General features: G+C 65.3%; 18 protein-coding genes and 1 pseudogene. 8 read left to right on the top strand and 11 right to left on the bottom strand.

Annotated elements, in window-relative coordinates:
- Both I6F20_RS08575 and I6F20_RS08580 read left to right on the top strand, forming a co-directional pair.
- Complete coding sequence (locus I6F20_RS08575; RefSeq protein WP_225125770.1) at positions 1-1,812, top strand: ABC-F family ATP-binding cassette domain-containing protein; 1,812 nt, start codon at positions 1-3, stop codon at positions 1,810-1,812.
- A 3-nt stretch (positions 1,813-1,815) separates the two neighbouring features.
- Positions 1,816-2,895, top strand: a complete 1,080-nt coding sequence (locus tag I6F20_RS08580; RefSeq protein ID WP_225112213.1) for a D-TA family PLP-dependent enzyme — start codon at positions 1,816-1,818, stop codon at positions 2,893-2,895.
- A 110-nt stretch (positions 2,896-3,005) separates the two neighbouring features.
- Here I6F20_RS08580 and I6F20_RS08585 read toward each other — a convergent pair whose 3' ends face one another.
- From I6F20_RS08585 to I6F20_RS08620, 8 genes are all read right to left on the bottom strand, one after another.
- Positions 3,006-4,223, bottom strand: coding sequence for a BaiN/RdsA family NAD(P)/FAD-dependent oxidoreductase (locus tag I6F20_RS08585; protein WP_225126015.1), 1,218 nt, complete (start codon positions 4,221-4,223; stop codon positions 3,006-3,008).
- Entirely contained in the window at positions 4,220-5,137 is a 918-nt protein-coding gene (locus tag I6F20_RS08590; RefSeq protein WP_225125772.1) for an SDR family NAD(P)-dependent oxidoreductase, read from the bottom strand. Before I6F20_RS08590 ends, I6F20_RS08585 begins: the two co-directional genes overlap by 4 nt.
- A gap of 118 nt (positions 5,138-5,255) precedes the next feature.
- Positions 5,256-5,735 (bottom strand): MaoC family dehydratase, encoded by a 480-nt coding sequence (locus tag I6F20_RS08595; RefSeq protein WP_225112211.1) that lies wholly within the window; start codon positions 5,733-5,735, stop codon positions 5,256-5,258.
- Positions 5,736-7,454, bottom strand: coding sequence for an AMP-binding protein (locus tag I6F20_RS08600; protein ID WP_225125773.1), 1,719 nt, complete (start codon positions 7,452-7,454; stop codon positions 5,736-5,738).
- A complete protein-coding gene (mmsB, locus tag I6F20_RS08605) occupies positions 7,454-8,374 on the bottom strand; it encodes a 3-hydroxyisobutyrate dehydrogenase (RefSeq protein WP_345944086.1) in 921 nt (306 codons plus the stop codon). The genes I6F20_RS08600 and mmsB overlap by 1 nt, the downstream gene beginning before the upstream one ends.
- Positions 8,370-9,434 (bottom strand): enoyl-CoA hydratase/isomerase family protein, encoded by a 1,065-nt coding sequence (locus tag I6F20_RS08610; protein WP_225125775.1) that lies wholly within the window; start codon positions 9,432-9,434, stop codon positions 8,370-8,372. Before I6F20_RS08610 ends, mmsB begins: the two co-directional genes overlap by 5 nt.
- On the bottom strand, positions 9,431-10,576 hold the full coding sequence (locus I6F20_RS08615; protein WP_109144067.1) for an isobutyryl-CoA dehydrogenase: 1,146 nt from the start codon (positions 10,574-10,576) through the stop codon (positions 9,431-9,433). The genes I6F20_RS08610 and I6F20_RS08615 overlap by 4 nt, the downstream gene beginning before the upstream one ends.
- A gap of 120 nt (positions 10,577-10,696) precedes the next feature.
- Positions 10,697-12,193 carry a CoA-acylating methylmalonate-semialdehyde dehydrogenase gene (locus I6F20_RS08620; RefSeq protein ID WP_036001072.1) on the bottom strand — a complete coding sequence of 499 codons (1,497 nt, stop codon included), beginning with the start codon at positions 12,191-12,193 and terminating at the stop codon, positions 10,697-10,699.
- Positions 12,194-12,294: 101 nt separating this feature from the next.
- Here I6F20_RS08620 and I6F20_RS08625 point away from each other — a divergent pair, with 101 nt between their 5' ends.
- Entirely contained in the window at positions 12,295-13,203 is a 909-nt protein-coding gene (locus I6F20_RS08625; protein WP_036001074.1) for a LysR family transcriptional regulator, read from the top strand.
- A gap of 138 nt (positions 13,204-13,341) precedes the next feature.
- Here the strand turns inward: I6F20_RS08625 and I6F20_RS08630 are convergent, their stop codons facing one another.
- Together I6F20_RS08630 and I6F20_RS08635 are read right to left on the bottom strand one after the other, a co-directional pair.
- Entirely contained in the window at positions 13,342-13,962 is a 621-nt protein-coding gene (locus tag I6F20_RS08630) for a TetR/AcrR family transcriptional regulator (RefSeq protein WP_225125776.1), read from the bottom strand.
- A 69-nt stretch (positions 13,963-14,031) separates the two neighbouring features.
- The gene (locus I6F20_RS08635; RefSeq protein WP_036022513.1) at positions 14,032-14,559 is read right to left on the bottom strand and encodes a PaaI family thioesterase; all 528 of its coding nucleotides are present in this window, start codon (positions 14,557-14,559) and stop codon (positions 14,032-14,034) included.
- Between the two features lie 155 nt (positions 14,560-14,714).
- On the opposite strand from I6F20_RS08635, the gene I6F20_RS08640 reads away from it, so the two are divergent.
- The 4 genes and pseudogenes from I6F20_RS08640 to I6F20_RS08655 all read left to right on the top strand — a co-directional run bounded on the left by I6F20_RS08640 (position 14,715) and on the right by I6F20_RS08655 (position 19,243).
- The gene (locus I6F20_RS08640; RefSeq protein ID WP_225125777.1) at positions 14,715-15,485 is read left to right on the top strand and encodes an enoyl-CoA hydratase; all 771 of its coding nucleotides are present in this window, start codon (positions 14,715-14,717) and stop codon (positions 15,483-15,485) included.
- A 303-nt stretch (positions 15,486-15,788) separates the two neighbouring features.
- Entirely contained in the window at positions 15,789-16,979 is a 1,191-nt protein-coding gene (locus I6F20_RS08645; RefSeq protein WP_225125778.1) for an acetyl-CoA C-acyltransferase, read from the top strand.
- A gap of 110 nt (positions 16,980-17,089) precedes the next feature.
- A complete protein-coding gene (locus I6F20_RS08650) occupies positions 17,090-18,379 on the top strand; it encodes an MFS transporter (protein WP_109144071.1) in 1,290 nt (429 codons plus the stop codon).
- A gap of 121 nt (positions 18,380-18,500) precedes the next feature.
- Positions 18,501-19,243: pseudogene (locus I6F20_RS08655) on the top strand (DUF72 domain-containing protein).
- 22 nt (positions 19,244-19,265) lie between these two features.
- Here the strand turns inward: I6F20_RS08655 and I6F20_RS08660 are convergent.
- A complete protein-coding gene (locus I6F20_RS08660) occupies positions 19,266-19,433 on the bottom strand; it encodes a DUF2934 domain-containing protein (protein ID WP_081494475.1) in 168 nt (55 codons plus the stop codon).
- Positions 19,434-19,615: 182 nt separating this feature from the next.
- On the opposite strand from I6F20_RS08660, the gene I6F20_RS08665 reads away from it, so the two are divergent.
- Positions 19,616-21,085, top strand: coding sequence for an FAD-binding oxidoreductase (locus I6F20_RS08665; RefSeq protein ID WP_225125779.1), 1,470 nt, complete (start codon positions 19,616-19,618; stop codon positions 21,083-21,085).
- Positions 21,086-21,511 lie beyond the last annotated feature (426 nt).

Raw genomic sequence — 21,511 nt, forward strand, 5'->3', positions numbered from 1 at the left:
ATGGCCCCGCCGCTGATCCAACTCAAAGACATCAGGCTGACCTTTGGCGGCACGCCGCTGCTGTCGGGCGTCGAGCTCAACGTCGCGCCATCCGAACGGGTCTGCCTGATCGGCCGCAACGGCTCCGGCAAATCGACCCTGCTGAAGATCGCGGCCGGCCTGGTCGAGCCTGACGCCGGCACACGCTTCGTGCAGCCCGGCGCAACGGTGCGCTACCTGCCGCAGGAGCCGGATTTCGGCGCGCACAAGAGCACGCTCGCCTATGTCGAGTCCGGGCTCGCGCCGGGGGACGACCAGCACCAGGCGCGCTATCTCCTGGAGCAGCTCGGCCTCACCGGCGAGGAGAACCCGCACAACCTCTCCGGTGGCGAGGCGCGCCGCGCGGCGCTGGCCTTCGTGCTGGCGCCCTCGCCCGACATCCTGCTGCTGGACGAGCCGACCAACCATCTCGATCTCGCCACCATCGAATGGCTGGAGCAGGAGCTCGACTCCAGGCGCAGCGCGCTCGTCATCATCAGCCACGACCGTCGCTTCCTGACCAATCTCTCGCGCTCCACCGCTTGGCTCGATCGCGGCCGGATCAAGCAGATCGATCGCGGCTTTGCCTCGTTCGAGAGCTGGCGCGACGAGGTGCTGGCCGAGGAGGAGCGCGACCAGCACAAGCTCGACCGCAAGATCGTCGACGAGGAGCACTGGCTGCGCCACGGCGTCTCCGGCCGCCGCAAGCGCAACGTCAAGCGGCTCGCCAATCTGCATGCGCTGCGCGCCCAGCGCCGCAACTATCGCGGCACCGCCGGCAGCGCCAACCTCGCAGCCAGCGAAGCCGAGCAGTCCGGCAAGCTGGTGATCGAGGCCAAGGGCATTACGAAATCCTACGGCGAGCGCAAGATCGTCGAGAATTTCTCCACCCGCATCCAGCGCGGCGACCGGCTCGGCATCATCGGGCCGAACGGCGCCGGCAAGACCACGCTGGTCAACCTGCTCACCGGCGGCATGCAGCCGGATTCCGGGACGATACGTCTCGGTGCCAATCTGGAGATGGCGACGCTCGACCAGCATCGCGAAAGCCTCGATCCGAAATCGACACTGGCGGAAGCGCTCACAGGCGGCCGCGGCGATCAAATCATGGTCGGCGGCAAGCCGAAGCACGTCGTCGGCTACATGAAGGACTTCCTGTTCGCGCAGGAGCAACGCGGCACACCGCTGGAGGTACTCTCGGGCGGGGAGCGCGGCCGGCTGATGCTGGCGCGGGCGCTGGCAAAGCCGTCGAACCTCCTGGTGCTGGACGAGCCGACCAATGATCTTGATCTCGAAACGCTCGACGTGCTCGAGGAGATGCTTGGCGACTACGAGGGCACCGTGATCCTCATCAGCCACGACCGCGACTTCCTCGACCGCGTCGTCACCTCCGTGATCGCGCCCGAGGGGAACGGCAAGTGGATCGAATATGCCGGCGGCTACAGCGACATGCTGAGCCAACGCGGTGCGGACCTCAAGCGCGAGACAGCGAAGGCGCAAGCTCCCGTGGAGAAGAAAGAGGAGCGCGCCGCGGCCCCCTCGTCCGCGCCCAAGCGCAAGCTCAGCTTCAACGAGAAGCACGCGCTGGAAACGCTGCCGAAGAAGATAGAAACGCTGCACTCCGATATTGCAAAATTGCAGCGCGTGCTCGACGATCCCGGTCTCTATGCGAAAGATCGCAAAAAATTCGACGACACCTCGGCTGCCATCGCCAAGGCGCACGAAGAACTGTCCGCCGCCGAAGAGCGCTGGCTCGAACTCGAAATGCTCCGCGAAGAGATTGAACAGGCATAACTCATGACAACAACTCTTGCAGCCAAGATCGCCCGCGAATACGGCACACCCTGTGCCGTCATCGACATGGACAGGGTCGAGCGCAACATCGCGCGGATCCAGAAGGCCTGCGACGACGCCGGAATCGCCAATCGCCCCCACATCAAGACGCACAAGAACCCGACCATTGCCAAGATGCAGGTCGCGGCCGGCGCCAAGGGCATCACCTGCCAGAAACTGGGCGAAGCCGAGATCATGGCCAATGCCGGCATCGACGACATCCTGATCAGCTACAATCTGCTGGGCGATGAGAAGATGGCGCGGCTCGGCGCGCTGCAGGCGAAGGCCAACATGACGGTGGCGGCCGACAATTCGACCGTCGTCGCCGGCCTGCCTAAGGCGGCTGCGGCGTCAGGCCGCCCGCTCTCGGTCGTGGTCGAATGCGACACCGGGCGCAAGCGCGCAGGCGTCGAAACGCCGGCGGAGGCGATTGCGCTGGCGCGCGAGATCGCGGCCTCCAAGGGCCTCGAGTTTGCCGGTTTCATGCTTTACCCGACCGAGACCGGCTGGGCTGAGGCCCAAAAATTCTACGACGAGGCGCTGGCCGGCGTGCGCGCGCACGGGCTCGACGCCAAGATCGTCTCGACCGGCGGCACGCCGAACCTCGTCAATATCGGCAAGCTCAAGGGCGGCACCGAGCATCGCTTCGGCACCTATATCTACAACGATCGCATGCAGGTCGCCGCGGGATCTGCCACCTGGGACGATTGCGCCCTGCATATCTATTCGACCGTGGTCAGCCGCGCCGCGCCAGAGCGCGGCATTCTCGATGCAGGCTCGAAAACGCTGACGACGGACACCGGCGGGCTCGACGGCCACGGCCTGATCCTGGAGCATCCCGAAGCCAAGATCGCGAAGTTCGCCGAGGAGCACGGTTTTCTCGATCTGTCCCGCAGCAACACGCGGCCCAATGTCGGCGACGTCGTCCGCATCGTGCCGAACCACGTCTGCGTCGTCGTCAACATGATGGACGAGGTGGTGATGGTGCGCGGCGAGGAGATCATCGGCACGCTGCCGGTGGCCGCGCGTGGGAAGCTGCGGTAACGACACTCTGCTTCCGCGACGTCATTGCGAGGAGCCCCTGCGACGAAGCAATCCAGACTACCTCCGAGGAGGGATTCTGGATTGCTTCGCTGCGCTCGCAATGACGGTGGTTAACGACTGACCCACCCCAGCACGCCCCTGCCCGCCGCAGCCCCGGTCGCGAACGACGCCTGCAACAAGTACCCGCCGGTCGGCGCCTCCCAATCCAGCATTTCGCCGGCGGCGAACGTGCCCGGCACCTTGCGCAGCATAAAGTGCTCGTCGAGCTCGTCGAACAGAATTCCGCCTGCCGTCGAGATCGCGCGGTCGATCGCCGCTACTCCGGTAAGCTGAACCGGAACAGCATTGACCAGATCTGCGAGCTCCGCCGGCGAGAACGCGGCCAGCGGCCGGCCGGAGGCGATGGCGGCCTCCTGCATGAGGCCGATGCCGACCGGCGACAGCTGCGCGGCCTTGCGCAAAAAGTTCGCCAGCGATTGCTTGCCACGCACGCCCGACAACCGCGTCGTCAGCGCAACTGCGTCGAGGTCGGGCCGCAACCTGATCATCAGCGTCGCCTGCCCGAGATTCAGCACGGCCTCACGCAGTTCCGCCGACAACGCGTAGATCGCGCCGCCTTCGATGCCGCTGCGGGTGATCATCGCCTCTCCGCGCACCGTGTGCGCACGAAGCGTCAGCGCCACGCCCTTGAGCGGCTGGCCTTCGAAACGGTCACGGAACACTTTGGACCATGCGACCGTGAAGCCGGAATTGGCCGGCCGCAGCTTCGAGACGGCAATGCCCTTTGCAGCGAGGATGTCGACCCAGCCGGCGTCCGAGCCGAGCCGCGGCCAGCTTGCGCCGCCGAGCGCGAGCAGCGTGGCGTTCGCTTCGATGGCGGAGACGCCTTTCGGCGTCTGAAAGATCAACCGACCCTCGCCGTCCCAGCCGATCCAGCGATGGCGAAAAGCAAAGCGGACACCGGCGGCATCGAGCCGCCGCAGCCAGGCGCGCAGCAAGGGCGAGGCCTTGAACGTTTTCGGAAACACGCGTCCGCTGCTGCCGACGAAGGTCGGCTCGCCCAGCGCCGCGCTCCAGTCGCGCAGTGCGTCGGGCGAAAATGCCTCGACCGCCGCCTGCAGCTTCGGTGCGGCCTCGCGATAGCGCGCCATGAATTGCGGCAGCGGTTCGCTGTGAGTGAGGTTGAGTCCGCCGCGGCCGGCCATCAGGAATTTGCGTCCCGCTGATGGCATGGCGTCATAGACGGTGACGGGGGCGCCGCCTGACGCCAGCACCTCCGCCGCCATCAGCCCGGCGGGACCTGCGCCGATGACGGCGACGTCGGTCAGAGCTTGATCCCCGCCCGCACTGCTGCCTGCGCGACGTATTTCTGCGTCTGCTCGAACGCGCCCTGCAGCGCCCTCGCCTTCGACATGTCGCTGATCTCGGCGAAATGCGCGGCGATCGCATCCGGCGTCCACTCGCTCTCCGGCAGGTTGATACCTTCGCTCTCCAAAATCTTGATCACCGCAAACGAGCCGGCACCGGCGCCCATGATGGTGCGGGTCGGCGCATCCTCGCTCAGCATGTACTCGACCGCAGGGGTGATCGCGTTCGGCTTCATCAGTTGCAGCGCCTGCGGCGGCAGCAGCTCTTCGGTCATGCGCGTCGCCGCCGTCGGCGAGATGATGTTGACGCGGATGTCGTTCTTGCGGCCCTCCTCGGCGAGCACGTTCATCAGGCCGACCATGCCGGACTTCGCGGCGCCGTAATTGGCCTGACCGAAATTGCCGTACAGGCCCGAGGATGAGGTGGTCAGCACGATGCGGCCGTAATTGCGGTCACGCATGCCGGCCCAGGCCGCCTTGCAGCAATAGAAAGTGCCGACGAGATGCACGTCGAGTACCTTTTGGAAATCGGCCACCTCCATCTTGCCGAACGACTTGTCGCGCAGGATGCCGGCATTGGCGCACAAGAGATCGACGCTGCCCCACTCCTTGGTAGCGCGCTCGACCATGGCGGTGACCTGCTCGAAATTGGAGACGTCGGCGCCGTCGGCCATCGCGATGCCGCCGGCCTTGCGGATCTCCTCGACCACGGCCTCGGCCGGCGACAGCGAGCCTCCGGTGCCGTCGCGCGCGCCACCGAAATCGTTGACCACGACCTTGGCGCCGCGGCTCGCCAGCCCCAGCGCATGCGCGCGTCCGAGACCATTGCCCGCGCCGGTGACGATGGCGACGCGTCCGTCGAACCTGATTGGCATAGTGGGTTTCCCAGATGTTAGCCGTCATGGCCGGGTTTGACCCGGCCATCCATCAAAATCGACAGGCTTTTGAGCAGCGATGGGTTGCCGGGTCAAGCCCGGCAAGGACGGCACGGGCCTACTCGAAATAGATCAGGCCGAGCCAGTCGGCGACGAGCGCCGGTTTATCTTCGCCCTCGATCTCGACCGTGACGTTGGTGCGGGACTGGAGCTCGCCTGGCTTGCGGAGCTTGGCTTCCGCCAGCACGAAACGGCCACGCACGCGCTTGCCTGAGCGCACCGGCGAGATGAAGCGCAGCCTGTCGAAGCCGTAATTCACGCCCATCGTGGTGCCCGCAATCACGGGCATCACCTCGTAGGACATGATCGACAGCAGCGACATCGTGAGAAAACCATGCGCAATGGTAGTGCCGAACGCGGTTTCCTTCTTCGCGCGTTCCGGATCGACGTGGATGAACTGGTGATCTTTGATCACGTCGGCATAGCTGTCGATGCGGGGCTGATCGATCAGGTGCCACGACGATACGCCGATCTCCTTGCCGATCATGGCCTGATAGGCCTCGAGCGTAACAGGCGGCTTCTTCCAGACTTCGTTCACTTAGGTCTCACTCCGTGTCTTCGCCAGCTCCGGAAAATCCTCCTCACGGAATTCCCGGCCGCGCAAGGGATCGCTGCGATCGTCGTCGCGTTCGAGCCGTCGTAGCTGGACGCGGCGGATCTTTCCAGAGATCGTCTTCGGCAGCTCGGTGACGATTTCGAGGCGGCGGATGCGCTTGAACGGGGCCAGGCGCGCGTGCAGGTGCTTGAAGATCGATAGCGCGGTTTCCGGCGAGCGTTCTGCACCCGCGGTCAGCAGCACGAACGCCTTGGGGATCGCGAGCCGGATTGGATCCGGGCTCGGCACCACCGCAGCTTCCGCGACCAGCTCGTGCTCGAGCAGGACGCTCTCCAGTTCGAACGGGCTGATGCGATAATCGGAGGATTTGAAGACGTCGTCAGAGCGGCCGACGAAGGTCAAGTAGCCGTCCTCATCCGCGAAAACGACGTCGCCGCTGCGATAAAGCGCGCCTGCGGCGCCGGACAATTTGCCGTCTTCGCCCTGATAGCCCTGCATCAGGCCGGCGGGACGGTCGGCGCCGAGCACCAGCGTCACCTCGCCCTCCTTTGCGGGATGGCCGTCGGCATCGCTGATCTGCACGCGATAGCCCGGCAACGGACGGCCCATCGAGCCGATCTTGATCGGCTGGCCCGGCGAATTGCCGGCTAGCGCAGTCGATTCGGTCTGGCCGTAGCCGTCGCGAATGGTGAGGCCCCAGGCCGCCTGCACCTGATCAATCACCTCGGGATTGAGCGGCTCGCCGGCGCCGCAGACCTCGCGAAGCGCCACCTTGAACGAGGCAAGGTTCTCCTGGATGAACAGCCGCCACACCGTCGGCGGCGCGCACAGCGTGGTGACGCCGCAGCGGCCGATGGTGGCAAGCAGCGCCTTGGCATCAAAGCGCGGCTGGTTGACCACGAACACGGTCGCGCCCGCATTCCACGGCGCGAAGAAGCAGCTCCAGGCATGCTTGGCCCAGCCGGGCGAGGAGATGTTGAGATGGACGTCGCCGGGCTTCAGCCCGATCCAGTACATCGTCGAGAGATGGCCGACGGGATAGCTGCGCTGACTGTGTCGCACCAATTTTGGTTTTGCTGTCGTACCCGAGGTGAAATACAGCAGCATCGGATCGTCGGCATTGGTCGGACCATCAGGCGCGAAGCTTTCGGAAGCTTTTGCTGCTTCGTCATATGCCAGCCAACCGTCGGAGGCCGCGCCGACGACGATGCGAACGACATTCTCGGCGCCTAGGCTCGTGAATTTCGCGACCTGGTCCTGCGCGGCGACCACTGCCCTTGCCTTGCCGCGATCGAGCCGGTCGCGCAGCTCGTCGGCGGTCAGCAGCGTCGTGGCGGGAATGACGACCACGCCGAGCTTCATCGCGGCAAGCATCGTCTCCCACAGCGGAACCACGTTGCCGAGCAGCAGCAGGAGATGGTCGCCGCGCCGGAGGCCCTGCGCGCGGAGGAAGTTGGCGACCTGGTTGGAGCGGCGCGACAGCGCCGCGAAGGACAGCTTCGTCTGCTTGTCCTGGGCGGCATCGACGATCCAGAGCGCGGGCCGATCCTTGCTGTCCGCATTGGCCGCGAGCTCGGCGTCGAACCAGTCGAGCGCCCAGTTGAAAGGAACCGGATCAGGCCAGCGGAAATCTTTGACCGCAGCCTCGTAATCCGTGCGGTGTTGCAGAAGGAACGCGCGTGCTTCCTGGAATGTGGTCATCAAGCTTTCCCGGCTAAACTCCTAACGTGCTTGATAATTCCGGAAAAATCCACCCCGCCCTGGCCGGCTGCGTCGAAAGACTGATAGATCTCCTGCGCATGCTTGCCGAGCGGCGTCGCCGCGCCCGCAGCCTTGGCCGCATCCTGCGCCAGGGTGAGGTCCTTCACCATCAGCGCCGAGGCAAAGCCCGGCTTGTAATCGTTGTTGGCCGGCGAGGTCGGCACCGGGCCCGGCACCGGGCAATAGGTCGTCAGCGACCAGCACTGGCCGGACGAGGTCGAGGCCACATCGAACAGCGCCTGATGCGAGAGCCCGAGCTTTTCACCGAGCGCAAAGGCCTCGCTCACCGCGATCATGGAAATGCCGAGGATCATGTTGTTGCAGATCTTTGCGGCCTGGCCGGCACCGGCGCCGCCGCAATGCACGATCTTCTTGCCCATATTCTCGAGCACGGGCTTGGCCGCGGCAAATGCCTTCTCCTCGCCGCCGCACATGAAGGTGAGCGTCGCACCCTTGGCACCGCCCGTGCCGCCGGAGACCGGCGCATCGACCGAGAGCACGCCGTGCTTGGCGGCGAGCGCATGCGCGGCTCGCGCGCTTTCGACGTCGATGGTGGAGCTGTCGATGATGAGCGCACCCTTGGTCATGGCGGGCACGACCTCGTTCCAGACGCCGAGCACATGCTTGCCTGCGGGCAGCATGGTGACGACGACATCGGCGCCCTTCACCGCGGCCGGGGCGCTGTCGGCGATGCTGGCGCCATCGGTCTTGGCCTGATTGCGCGAGGCTTCGACAAGATCGAACGCCACCACCTTGTGGCCGGCCTTGACGAGGTTGGCCGCCATCGGGCCGCCCATGTTGCCGAGACCGATGAATGCGATCGTCGCCATTGTCGTTTCCTCCGCTACAGCGTTGTTAATTGAACTTCAATTCGTCCGCGCCGATCTCGGCGAAATAGGGCGCAAGCACCTCCGGCGTCACATCCTCGATCCGCGGCGGCGACCAGGTCGGGTTGCGGTCCTTGTCGATCACGGCGGCGCGCACGCCCTCGCGAAAATCATCGCTCCGAAACACCTCCAGCGCGGCGCGGTATTCGCGAACCAGGCACTCTTCCAGGCTCGATCCGCGCGCAAGGCGCAGTAGCTTCAGCGTGACCACCATGCCGCGCGGCGATTTTTCGTTCAGCGTCTTCAGCGTGGCCAGCGCGAACTCGGAACCATCGCGCTTCAGCGCAGCGACAATGTCCTCCATGCGGTCGAAGCCGAACAACGCATCGATGACCGGCTCCCTGGCGGCGACCGGCCCCGCAGTCTCGCCGGAGGCGAAGCCGTCGATGAGCTTGCTGACATCGGCTGCGGTCGCACCGGACCGCAGCTTGGTCAGCGCCTCGCGCAGCTCCGGCAATCTCACGGCCGGCACCACCCAATCGGCAAACTTCGCGTGGATCGCGTCCGGCCCGTTCATGGTCTGGCCGGTCAGCCCGAAATAGGTGCCGATCTCGCCCGGCGAATGCGACAGCAGATAGGTGCCGCCGACATCGGGGAAGAAGCCGAGGCCGACTTCGGGCATCGCGAGCTTGGTCCGATCGGTGACGATACGGTGGCTGGCATGGGCGGACAGACCGACACCGCCGCCCATCACGATGCCGTCCATGAAGGCGACATAGGGTTTTGGAAATTTCTTGATCCGGGCATTGAGGATGTACTCCTCGCGCCACAGGATCTTGCCGAGGTCGCCATTGACCTTGGAACTTTCCCAGAGCGTGCGGATGTCGCCACCGGCGCAGAGGCCGCGCTCGCCGGCGCCTTCCAGCAGGATCACGGCAACGGCAGGATCAGCCTCGAAGCGGTCGAGCGCCTTGTCGATGTCGCGAAACATCTCCAGCGTCACGGCGTTGATCGCCTTGGGACGATTGAGCCTGATGATGCCGGCCGCGCCTTCGACGCGCGCGACCAGATCGCCCTCTTCCGCTCCGCTCATCGCGCGCCCTCGATCAGTTTGCGCGCCACGATGAGCCGCATGATTTCATTGGTGCCTTCGAGGATCTGGTGCACGCGTAAGTCGCGCACGATCTTCTCGATGCCGTATTCGCTGAGGTAGCCGTAGCCGCCGTGGAGTTGCAGCGCATGGTTGGCAACCTCGAACCCGACATCGGTGCCGAAGCGTTTAGCCATGGCGCAGAGCATGGTGGCGTCGGGGTCTTTGCGATCGAGCGCCGCGGCGGCGCGCCACAGGAAGGTGCGCGCAGCCTCCAGCTCGATCGCCATGTCGGCGAGACGGAATTGCAGCGCCTGGAATTCGTCGAGCCGCTTCCCGAACGCCTTGCGCTCCTTCATGTAGGCGCGCGCCTTGTCGAGTGCTGCTTGCGCGCCGCCGAGCGAGCACGCCGTAATGTTGAGACGGCCGCCGTCGAGGCCGGCCATCGCGATCTTGAAGCCTGTGCCCTCCTCGCTCAGGCGATTGGCCACAGGCACGCGGGCGTTCTCGAATATCACCGCGCGGGTCGGCTGCGCGTTCCAGCCCATCTTGCGTTCATTGGCGCCGAAGGAGACACCCGGCGCCTTGCCGTCGATCACGAGCGTCGAGATGCCGCCGGGACCGTCGCCACCGGTACGTACCATCGCGACCAGAATATCCGTTCCGCCAGCGCCGGAGATGAATTGCTTCTGGCCGTTTAGGACGTAGTGGTCGCCGTCGCGCACGGCGCGCGTGCGCAGCGCCGCGGCGTCCGAGCCGGCACCCGGCTCGGTCAGGCAGTAGCTTGCGATCAGCTCCATGGTGCAGAGCTTCGGCAGCCATTGGTGGCGCTGGGTGTCGCTGCCGAAGGCATCGATCATCCAGCTCGCCATGTTGTGGATGGAGATGAAGGCCGAGGTGGTCGGGCAGCCCGTCGCCAGCGCCTCGAAGATCAGCGCTGCGTCGAACCGCGTCATGGCGGAGCCGCCAACATCGTCGCGGATATAGATGCCGCCCATGCCGAGCTTGGCGGCTTCGCGCATCACCTCGACTGGAAAATACTTCTCCTCGTCCCAACGCAGCGCGTGCGGCGCGATCTTCTCGGCCGCAAACGCCAATGCCATGTCGCGAACCGCGATCTGATCCTCATTCAGAGCGAACTGCATGCCGGGCTGCTCTTTCTTTCGTCATTGCGAGCGAAGCGAAGCAATCCAGACCGTCTCCGCGGAAAGATACTGGATTGCTTCGTCGCTACGCTCCTCGCAATGACAGGCTGGGCTACAGCCTTACTTCATCAGCGGGATCGAGAACTCCGCGCCTTCCTTGACGCCGGACGGCCAGCGCGAGGTCACCGTCTTGGTCTTGGTGTAGAAGCGGATCGAATCCGGTCCGTGCTGGTTGAGATCGCCGAAGCCCGATTTCTTCCAGCCGCCGAAGGTGTAATAAGCGATCGGCACCGGGATCGGCACGTTGATGCCGACCATGCCGACGTTGACCCTGGCCGCGAAGTCGCGCGCGGCATCGCCGTCGCGGGTGAAGATGGCAACGCCGTTGCCGTAATCGTGGTCGGAAGGCAGCGCCAGCGCCTCCTTGTAGTCGTGCGCGCGCACCACCGAGAGCACCGGGCCAAAGATCTCTTCCTTGTAGATCCGCATGTCCTTGGTGACGTTGTCGAACAGCGAGCCGCCGAGATAGAAGCCGTTCTCGTAGCCCTGCATCTTGAAGCCGCGGCCGTCGACGGCGAGCGTCGCGCCTTCCTTGACGCCGATGTCGATGTAGCTCTTGACCTTCTCGACCGCCTCGCGGGTCACGAGCGGACCGTAGTCGGCCGACGGATCGATCGAGGTGCCGATCTTGAGCGACTCGACGCGCGGGATCAGCTTTTCCATAAGGCGGTCGGCGGTGGACTTGCCGACGGGGACCGCGACGGAAACGGCCATGCAGCGCTCGCCGGCCGAGCCGTAGCCGGCGCCGATCAGCGCGTCCACGGCCTGATCCATGTCGGCGTCGGGCATAACGATGGCGTGGTTCTTGGCGCCGCCGAAGCACTGGCAGCGCTTGCCCGTCTGCGCGGCGCGCTCGTAGATGTATTGCGCAATCGGCGTCGAGCCGACGAAGCCGATGGCCTTGATGTCGGGATCGTCGAGGATGGCGTCGACCGCCTCCTTGTCGCCGTTGACGACGTTGAGGATGCCGGCCGGCAGGCCCGCTTCCATCATGAGTTCAGCGAGCAGCATCGGCACGCCGGGGTCGCGCTCCGAGGGCTTGAGAATGAAAGCGTTGCCGCAGGCGATCGCCGGCGCAAACTTCCACATCGGGATCATCGCCGGGAAATTGAACGGCGTGATGCCTGCGACGACGCCGAGCGGCTGGCGCATCGAATAGATGTCGATGCCGGGGCCAGCGCCTTCGGTGTATTCGCCCTTCATCAGATGCGGAATGCCGCAAGCGAATTCCGCGACTTCTAGGCCGCGCTGGATGTCGCCCTTGGCGTCGGGGACGGTCTTGCCGTGCTCGCGCGCGAGCAGCTCGGCGAGCTTGTCGTAATCGCGCTGGACCAGCTCCACAAATTTCATCATGACGCGGGCGCGGCGCTGCGGATTGGTCGCGGCCCATTCGGGCTGTGCCGCGCGCGCGTTCTCGACAGCGGCGCGGACTTCGGCCTTGGACGCCAGCGCCACCTTGGCCTGGACGTCACCGGTCATCGGCTCGAAGACGTCGGCAGTGCGGCCCGAGGTGCCCTTGACCTCCTTGCCACCGATGAAATGTCCGATTGAACGCATGGAATGGTCTCCTTCAGGCGAGCGTGGTCGCTTTGACAAATCCTATTGACCTGCATTTTATAGGATTCAAGTCTGAGATAATGCACCATAGATGTGCGAAAATGCTGGATCAAGGCGCTATCGATTGGGACGACTTTCGCTTCGTGCTGGCCATCGTGCGGGGCGGCTCGGTGTCGGCTGCGGCAAAACAGCTGGGGGTCGACCATGCCACCGTGATCCGCCGCGTCGACCGGCTGGAGAAGCACCTCTCGGCCAAGCTGTTCGACCGGCGCAAGACCGGCTACCTCCTCACCGAGGCCGGCCAGCGCGTCGCCGACAGCGCCGAAGCCATGGAATCGACCATTGTTGCCAATCAGGAGCAGGTCGGCGGCTCCGTGGCGCGGCTGACCGGGACGGTGCGGATCGGCGCGCCTGATGGGTTCGGCACCGCCTTCCTGGCGCCGCGGCTGACGCCGTTCGCGGACCGCTATCCCGATCTCGACTTGCAACTTGTAGCAACCGCGCGGCTGTTCAGCCTCTCCAAGCGCGAGGCCGACATCGCCATCAGCCTGACCATGCCGAAGGAAGGTCGCATCGTCGGGCGCAAGCTGCTCGACTACCGCCTCGGGCTCTACGCAGCCCCCGCCTATCTCGACCGCTTCCCGAAAATCGCCTCGCGGCAGGATCTGACGCAGCACCGCTTCGTCGGCTACATCGAGGAACTCTTGTTCACGCCTGAGCTCGACTATCTGCCGCAGGTGTCGCCGCGGATCTCGGCGCGCTTCCGCAGCGCCAATCTGATCGCGCAGCTCAACGCCACCCTCTCCGGCTTCGGCATCGCGGTGCTGCCGCATTTCATGGCGAGCGACTATCCGCAGCTTGTCGCCGTGCTGCCCGAAGAGATCTCGATCACGCGGACGTTCTGGATGCTGATGCACGCCGACAGTAAGGACCTGGCGCGGATCAGGGCCGTGGCGGATTACATCTCGGAGATTGTCGAGCGCGAGCGGGCGTTGTTTGCTGGGCGGTGAACGGCGGTCTCGTAGGGTGGGTTAGCCGAAGGCGTAACCCACCTCTTCCGTCTCCGCGGACGAACACAGTGGTGGGTTACGCCAAGCGAATGCGCTTCGCGCAATCGCATGGCTAACCCACCCTACACGGCATTTCGCCTAGTTCTGTTTCGCCTTCTTCGCGGCCGCCACCTTCGACTCACGCTTCGCTCCCTCGAGCGCGTGGTCCCGGCCGGCCTTCAGCATCTCGTCGGACAATTCGCTCGAGCCGGCGATGCGCGCCAGCAGCATGGTTCCGGCCATCGTCGCGAGCGTCGCGATCGCCTGCTTGCGTGCCGCCTTGCGGGGCATGTTCGGGATGGTGTCGGTCAGGCCCTCGATCATCTCGTCCAGCTTGCCGGCAAAGGCCTTGCGTGTCTTCGGGCTCTCGCGGGCGATCTCGGCTCCCAGCGCGGGAATCGAGCAGCCGTGACCGGGATTGTCGCGATGCAGCGTGGACAAATAGCTTTCCGCGATCAGCGCCAGCCGCTTTTCCGGAGCGACCTCGCCGGTGAGCTTGCGCCAGTGTTCCATCGAACGGTCCATCGCGTAGGCAAAAGCCTCGATCACCAGCGCCTCGCGGGAATCGAAATGCGCGTAAAAGCCGCCGTGGGTCAGGCCCGCCTCCTTCATGAGGTCGGCGACGCCGATACCGTGGGCACCCTTCTCCCGCAGCCGCACCGAGGCCTTCTTCACGATGCGATCGTGGGTTTCCTGCTTGTGTTCCCGGGAATAGCGCATGCGGATCTCATTGAATGTCGGGGATCATCTCATAACACGCAAATGCCGAGATGGGTGCATTAATTCATGTCAAGTTGTGCCGATCATGGAGAAGGTCGCAGTTGCATGGACCGCAAGTGCGCCCTTGCCGTCCCGCACAAAACCCTCGGTGTAGCTGGTCTGGCGTCCTAGCTTGATCACCTTGCCCTCGGCCGAAATCAACCCGGAACGCACCGACAGGGGGCGCAGATAAGTCAGCTTCAGATCGAGGGTCACCGAGCTTTGTCCGGCCTCCAGCCTGGTCGAGATGGCGCATCCCATGGCCGTATCGAGCAGCGCTGCGGCGGTCGCGCCATGGAGAAGTCCGATGGTGTTTTCGAGATCCTCGCGCGGCTCCAGTTCCATGACGATCCGGCCCGGCTCGACCACGGCCATGGTGAAACCTATCAGCTTGGCGAAGGGCGGCGGCGGCAGGCGGCCGTCACGGATGCCCAGCATGGCATCCATGCCCGACAGGCCCATCGCCGCCCGCGCCACCGGCGCAGGCACCTGCCAGTCCACTACGCGTTCCCGCCTCTGCGCGGGCGAAAACAGGTCGGGTTGATCGTCACCGGTCATGGCAGCCTCTTTAGATGATATTCGTCATACTATGCCACGGACTTCACGCTGGCAACCCGGCCTCCCCGCCGCTTGACAAGACGTACGTTTCGGCCCGGAAGTGATCCCGACCGGCGCGCCCCGCGCATGTCCACGAAACCTTTCGAGATCCCACGATGGAAATGCTCAACAATCATTGCGGCGTGACGCGCGATGCGCGCGGCGTCGTTCATGTCGCGATCTGCAACGCCGGCCCGCTCAACATCCTCGGCTCGCCCGTGACCGACGCCGTGCGCGAAGGCCTGCAGCAGCTCGCATCCGACCGCAACATCCGCGTCGTCGTGCTGCGCGGACAGAGCGAGAAGAGCCTGATCGGCGGAGCCGACATCAAGGAGATGGCCGGGCTCGACCAGACATCCGCCGAGGCCTTCATCAGCCGCCTGCGCGATCTCTGCGAGGCGGTGCGCGCCTTCCCTGCCCCGATCATCGCACGCATGCCGGGCTGGTGCCTCGGCGGCGGGCTCGAAGTGGCGGCGGCCTGCGACTTCCGCGTCGCCGCGCATGATGCCCATTTCGGCATGCCCGAGGTGCGTGTCGGCATCCCCTCGGTGATCCATGCCGCGCTGTTGCCGCGCCTGATCGGTTGGGCCCGCGCGCGCTGGCTGGTGATGACGGCGGAGAACATCGATGCAGCCACGGCGCTGGCATGGGGCCTGGTCGACAAGGTCGCTGCGCCCGGCGAGCTCGATGCCGAGGTCGAGCATCTAGTGAAGGCCTTGCTCGAATGCGGCCCCGAGGCGCTGCGCTCGCAAAAGGCGCTGCTGCGGCAATGGGAGGAACTGCCGCTGACCGAGTCGGTGAATTTGAGCGTGAAAGTGTTCGGCGAGTCATTCCTGACGGACGAGCCGACGCGGCTGATGGGCGCGTTTGTCAACCGGAAGCGGTAGACGCGAGGAAGCAACAGCGCAGCCAAGAAAAGACGGTGTCATGCCCCGCCTAGTGCGCAGTTGCGCACGGGGGCGGGGCCTCCAGTACGCCGCGCCTTCCCGGTTCTAGCCGCGTGGGCTCTGGAATACTGGATTGCCCGCCTTCGCGGGCAATGACAGCGTACTGTGGGTAAGCAGCCCCCAATCGCACGACCAAATCTCATCCGGCCCACGACATTTTCTCATCCCTGTCGCGGTTGCATTTTTTGCGACGCATCATATGATGTCCATCATCTTACACGTCATCGCCAGGGAGTTCTCGTCATGGCCGAAGCCGCCGAGCCCGTCGTCATCGTCTCCGCCGCACGCACCCCACTCGGCCGCTTCATGGGCGAATTGTCACAGCTTTCCGCGCACAAGCTCGGATCACATGTGATCGGGGCGGCACTGGAGCGCGCCGAGCTCGCTCCGGAGAAGGTCGACGAGGTCTTCATGGGCTGCGTGCTGCCGGCAGGCCAAGGCCAGGCGCCGGCGCGCCAGGCCGCACGCAGCGCCGGTCTGCCTGATGCGACCGGTGCCACCACCGTCAACAAGGTCTGCGGTTCCGGCATGAAGGCGACCATGCTGGCGCACGACATCATCCGCGCCGGCTCGGCCGACATCGTCGTCTCCGGCGGCATGGAGAGCATGAGCAACGCGCCCTACCTGCTCGCCAAGGCGCGCGGCGGCTATCGCGTCGGCCACGACCGCATCATCGACCACATGATGATGGACGGCCTGGAGGACGCCTACGAGACCGGCCGTTCCATGGGCGATTTCGGCGAAGCCACGGCGGAAGCCTATCAATTCACCCGCAAGGATCAGGACGCCTATGCGATGGAGACGCTGAGCCGCGCCCGCAAGGCCGTCGAGGGCGGCGCGTTCAAGGCCGAGATTGCGCCGATCACGCTGACCGAAAAGGCCGGACCGCGCGTGATCGCCAATGACGAGCATCCGCTCAAGGTCGACCCCGCCAAGATCCCCGGATTGAAGCCGGCGTTCCGCGCCAACGGCACCATCACGCCGGCCGCCTCCTCCGCCAATGCCGACGGCGCCGCCGCGCTGGTGCTGACGAAGCGCGCGCTTGCCGACCGGGGCGGCCTGCCTGTTCTCGCCGAGATCAAGGGCCACGCCACCCATAGCCAGGAGCCGCAATGGTTCACCACGGCGCCGATCCCGGCGATCCGCAAGCTGCTGGACAAGGTCGGCTGGAGCGCGGGCGACGTCGACCTGTTCGAGATCAACGAGGCCTTTGCCGTGGTGGCGATGGCGGCGCAGCGCGACCTCGGCATTCCCCGCGACAAGCTGAACGTCAATGGCGGCGCCTGCGCGCTGGGCCACCCGATCGGCGCCACCGGCGCGCGGCTGATCGTGACGCTGCTGCATGCGCTGGAGGCCAACAACCTCAAGCGCGGCATCGCCGCACTCTGCATCGGCGGCGGTGAAGCCACGGCCATCGCGGTGGAACGCCGCTGACGCGGACGTCCGGAAACGAGGGAACTCTGTCATTTGCGACAGATACATCCCGTGTCATTCTCTAGACTGACGCAGGTCTGTCTCGGCCTGCCCATCAATGTTGAGGCCCAATGATCTCGAACTGGCTCGCGGCAGCACTGTCCCGCCGTAACATTCATTACGGTTGGGTGATGGTCGGCGTGACTTTCCTCACCGCGCTGATCAGCGCCGGCACGGTCGGCGCGCCCGGCGTGTTCATCGTTCCCCTGCAGAAGGAGTTCGGCTGGAGCACGGCGGAGATCTCGTCCGCGCTGTCGATCCGCTTCATCCTGTTCGGACTGATGGCGCCGTTCGCGGCCGCCCTGCTCAACCGCTATGGCCTGCGCAACGTCACGCTGGCCGCCCAGCTGATCGTGGTCTCGGCGCTCGTGCTCTCGCTCGGCATGACGGAGGTCTGGCAGCTCATTGCCCTCTGGGGCGTGGTGATCGGGATCGGCACCGGCATGACGGCCTTGGTGCTCGGCGCGACCATCGCCACGCGCTGGTTCGCGGCACGACGCGGCCTCGTCATCGGCATCATGACGGCGAGCGTTGCCACCGGCCAGCTCGTGTTCCTGCCGCTGCTGGCAAGCCTCACCGAGCGCTATGGCTGGCGCCTCGCGCTCGGTCTCGTCTGCATCATGCTCGGTGTTTCCGCGCTGGCCGTGCTGCTCGCGATGCGTGACCGCCCCAGCGACGTCGGCCTGCGGCCGTTCGGCGACGAAGGCACCGCACCCTTGCCCGCGCCGCCCGTCAGCCACGGCTCGATCACGGGCGTTGCACTCGGCACGCTACGCGACGCCTCGACGTCGATGACGTTCTGGATCCTGTTCGCGACCTTCTTCATCTGCGGCGCCTCCACCAACGGGCTGGTGCAGGTGCACCTGATCCCGATGTGCCTCGATTTCGGCATCCCGCAGGTGCAGGCGGCGAGCCTGCTGGCGGCGATGGGCATCTTCGACTTCTTCGGCACGATCATGTCGGGCTGGCTGTCCGACCGCTACGACAATCGCTGGCTCCTGTTCTGGTACTACGGCCTGCGCGGGCTCTCGCTGATCTTCCTGCCGTTCAGCGATTTCTCCTTCTACGGCCTCTCGGTCTTCGCGATGTTCTATGGTCTCGACTGGATCGCGACGGTGCCGCCGACGGTGCGGCTCACCGCGCAAAAGTTCGGGCCCGAGCGCGCCAATCTGGTGTTCGGCTGGATATTCGCCGGCCATCAGCTCGGCGCCGGCGCCGCGGCGTTCGGCGCGGGGTTCTCGCGCACAGTCTACCAGAGCTACCTGCCCGCCTTCTTCATCGCCGGCGCGCTCTGCGTGTTCGCGGCCCTGATCGTGCTGGCGCTGTCGCGGCAGCCGAAGCCGCAAGTGGCGATGGCGTGAGAAGGAACCACGTCTTCTGCCTTCCGGTTTGACAGAAGAAACAGAGCCCCGCAGTGTCGTGAAGGCGGGCCAAATCGTTCCGACATGACCACGCCGCAAAGATGCCTCCTATGCTGTGGCGATGACAGACAGGCCTGGACGGACGCGCAAGCATGCCCTTCGGATTGGCACGGCGGGATGGAACGTGCCGTCCCAGCATGCGGATGCGTTCAAGGCCGAGGGCTCCCACCTTGAGCGCTACGCCTCAGTGCTGAACTGCACCGAGATCAACACGTCGTTCTATCGTCCGCATCGGCGCACGACATATGAGCGATGGAGCGCTGCGGTGCCGGCCGGCTTCCGTTTTGCGGTCAAGGTCCCGCAATCGATCAGCCATGCGCCGGAGCTGAGGTTCGATCGCGCGGACGTCGATCGGTTCTGCGAGGAGATTTCCGGCCTTGGGCAAAAGCTCGGCGTGCTGCTGCTGCAATTGCCTTCGTCGACAATCTTCGCAAGGCGCGGCGCCGGGAAGCTCGTAATAGCGCTGCAGAAAGGGGGCAGGTGCCGGTGGTTTGCGAGCCACGGCACGCGAGCTGGTTCACCAGGCCGGCCGACGACTGGCTGGCGCAACGAGGCGTCGCGCGGGTGGCCGCGGATCCACCGCGTGCCGCCAATGGCGCTGCGCCCGGCGGCTGGACCGGGCTGGCCTATTTTCGGCTTCACGGTTCACCGAGGGTCTATTATTCCAGCTATGACGCGGCTGCCTTGGCGGCGCTCAAGGTGCGGCTGGCCGGATGCGCGGCGGCCTCGGTCTGGTGCATTTTCGACAACACCGCTTCGGGCGCAGCCATGGCCAATGCCCGCCAGCTGGTTGAAGCCCGATAGCGCCAGACCGTTCGCTCGCGGATTACTCCGTGAAAGTCTTTGAGGATTCTTCGGCATTTGCGCCGGCGTCGTTTGATAATTCGCGCTCGGCTTCTCGCCAGAACTCGTCCTGGCGGCCCTCCGGCTTGCCTGCGAGTTCCCAAAGCTGGTGGGCTCTCACCCGGATGAGCTCCTCGTCAACCTTCGCCATGCGGCTCTCCTGTTGTGCCGAGAGGCAAACGTCGTGCTGCTGCGGACCGTTCCAAGCGGTCAGGCCGACCCAAACTCCCCACACGCGTGGCGCATTGCCGTTAGACTCGGCAGCCTAAACGTGGACAATGGCTGCGGCGCTTCGCGCGCTCAGTACACACAAAGATGTGCCAGAGGAAACAAATGCCGCTCCCGACGTCCCTGCCCACCATCCCGACCGCTCCCGTGACCGAACCATTGCGCGATGCGTTGCGCGCGATCGTCGGCGACAAAGGCCTGATCGAGGACGAGCATGGCAAGCAGCCGTTTGTGACGGATTGGCGGGGATTGCTGGTCGGCAACGCCGGCGCCGTCGTTCGCCCTGGCAGCACCGAGGAGGTCTCGAAAGTGGTCCGGCTCTGCCACGAGCACGGCGTCGCGATCGTGCCGCAGGGCGGCAACACCGGCCTGATGGGCGGGGCGACGCCCTGGCCTGCGCACACCGGCATCGTGCTGTCGCTCGGCCGGATGAACCGCGTGCTGGATGTCGATCCCGTCGGCTATTCGATGACGGTCGAGGCCGGCTGCGTGTTACAGACGCTTCAGGAGACCGCAAGCGAGCACGACCGCTTCCTGCCGCTGAGCCTCGGTGCCCAGGGCTCCTGCATGATCGGCGGCAATCTCTCCACCAACGCCGGCGGCGTGCAGGTGCTGCGCTACGGCAATGCCCGCAATCTCGTGCTGGGGCTCGAGGTCGTGCTGCCGAATGGCGAGGTCTGGGACGGATTGCGCGCGCTCAAGAAGGACAACACCGGCTACGACCTCAAGCACCTGTTCATGGGCGCCGAGGGGACGCTGGGCATCATCACCAAGGCCGTGCTCAAGCTGTGGCCGGCACCGAAGGACGTCTGCACGGCGTGGCTGGCGATCCGCGATCCCCGCGCGGCGCTGGAAATCCTGTCCGAGGCGCACGCGGCATCCGAGGACAATGTCGGCTCCTGCGAGCTGCTCAGCCGGGCGGCCATCGACCTTTCCCTGCGCCACATTCCCGGGACGCAGGATCCGCTGAAGGCGGATACGCCCTGGTACCTGCTGCTGGAATGGTCGTCGGCGCGCCCGCGGCAGGACGGAACCGAGGGCATGTCCGGCAAGATGGAGCAGTTTCTCGCCGATCAACTCGAGGCCGGCCGCGTGCTGGATGCGGCGATCGCGCACACATTCGGTCAATCGCGCAACATGTGGCGCATCCGCGAAGCAATGGCGGAGGCCTCCCGCGCCGAGGGACCGGGGATCAGTTTCGACGTGTCGGTGGCGATCTCAGGGATCCCGGAGTTCATCGACAAGGGCCTCAAGGCCGTGCTCGACATTCTCCCGACCATTCGGCCCTATCCGCTCGGCCATATCGGCGACGGCAATCTGCACTTTTCGTTCATGGGACCGAAGGGCATGGACCAGCAGACGCTGAACCAATACGCGGCCGCCATCACGCGCGCCGTGAACGATCTCGTCACCTCCATGGGCGGCTCGATCTCGGCGGAGCACGGCATCGGCATCGACAAGCTCGACGAGCTCAGCCACTACCGCTCCAAGACCGAGCTCGACATCATGCGCACCATCAAACGCGCGCTCGATCCGCACAACATCATGAATCCCGGCAAGGTGCTCCGGCTGTGATCGGCTCGGCGTTCGGCGTTGGCGGGTCGCAAAGATGTTGCGACCCGTCCGCCGTTTTTGGAGTGCTATCCGCTGCCCTCAAGCCACCGAGCCGCCGCGCGGGTTGACAATCGTATACCCTCGCAGCGAACGCGCGTGGATTCGCGTCGCGCGCCCACCCGAGTTGGCGTCATAGGCCATCCAGACGTCGCCTCCGAGGTGCTGCTCAAGGACGAACACGTGTCCTCGTCGCGCAGCAACCATTCCCGGTGCGGGTGATGTCCGCGGAAAGCGGAGCCAATTGGACGCAAGATTTAATTCCGGCACGATACGGCCGAACACGCGCAGAGCCGCGCCGCAGCCGCAGAACGACGAAGGGCAACCGGCCGGACGGCCACCGACAATGCGAGTGCCGTGGGCACCGGAGACGGCCGCCGGCGTGGTCGT

The sequence above is a fragment of the Bradyrhizobium sp. IC3123 genome (assembly GCF_020193625.1).
Lineage (GTDB): Bacteria > Pseudomonadota > Alphaproteobacteria > Rhizobiales > Xanthobacteraceae > Bradyrhizobium > Bradyrhizobium yuanmingense.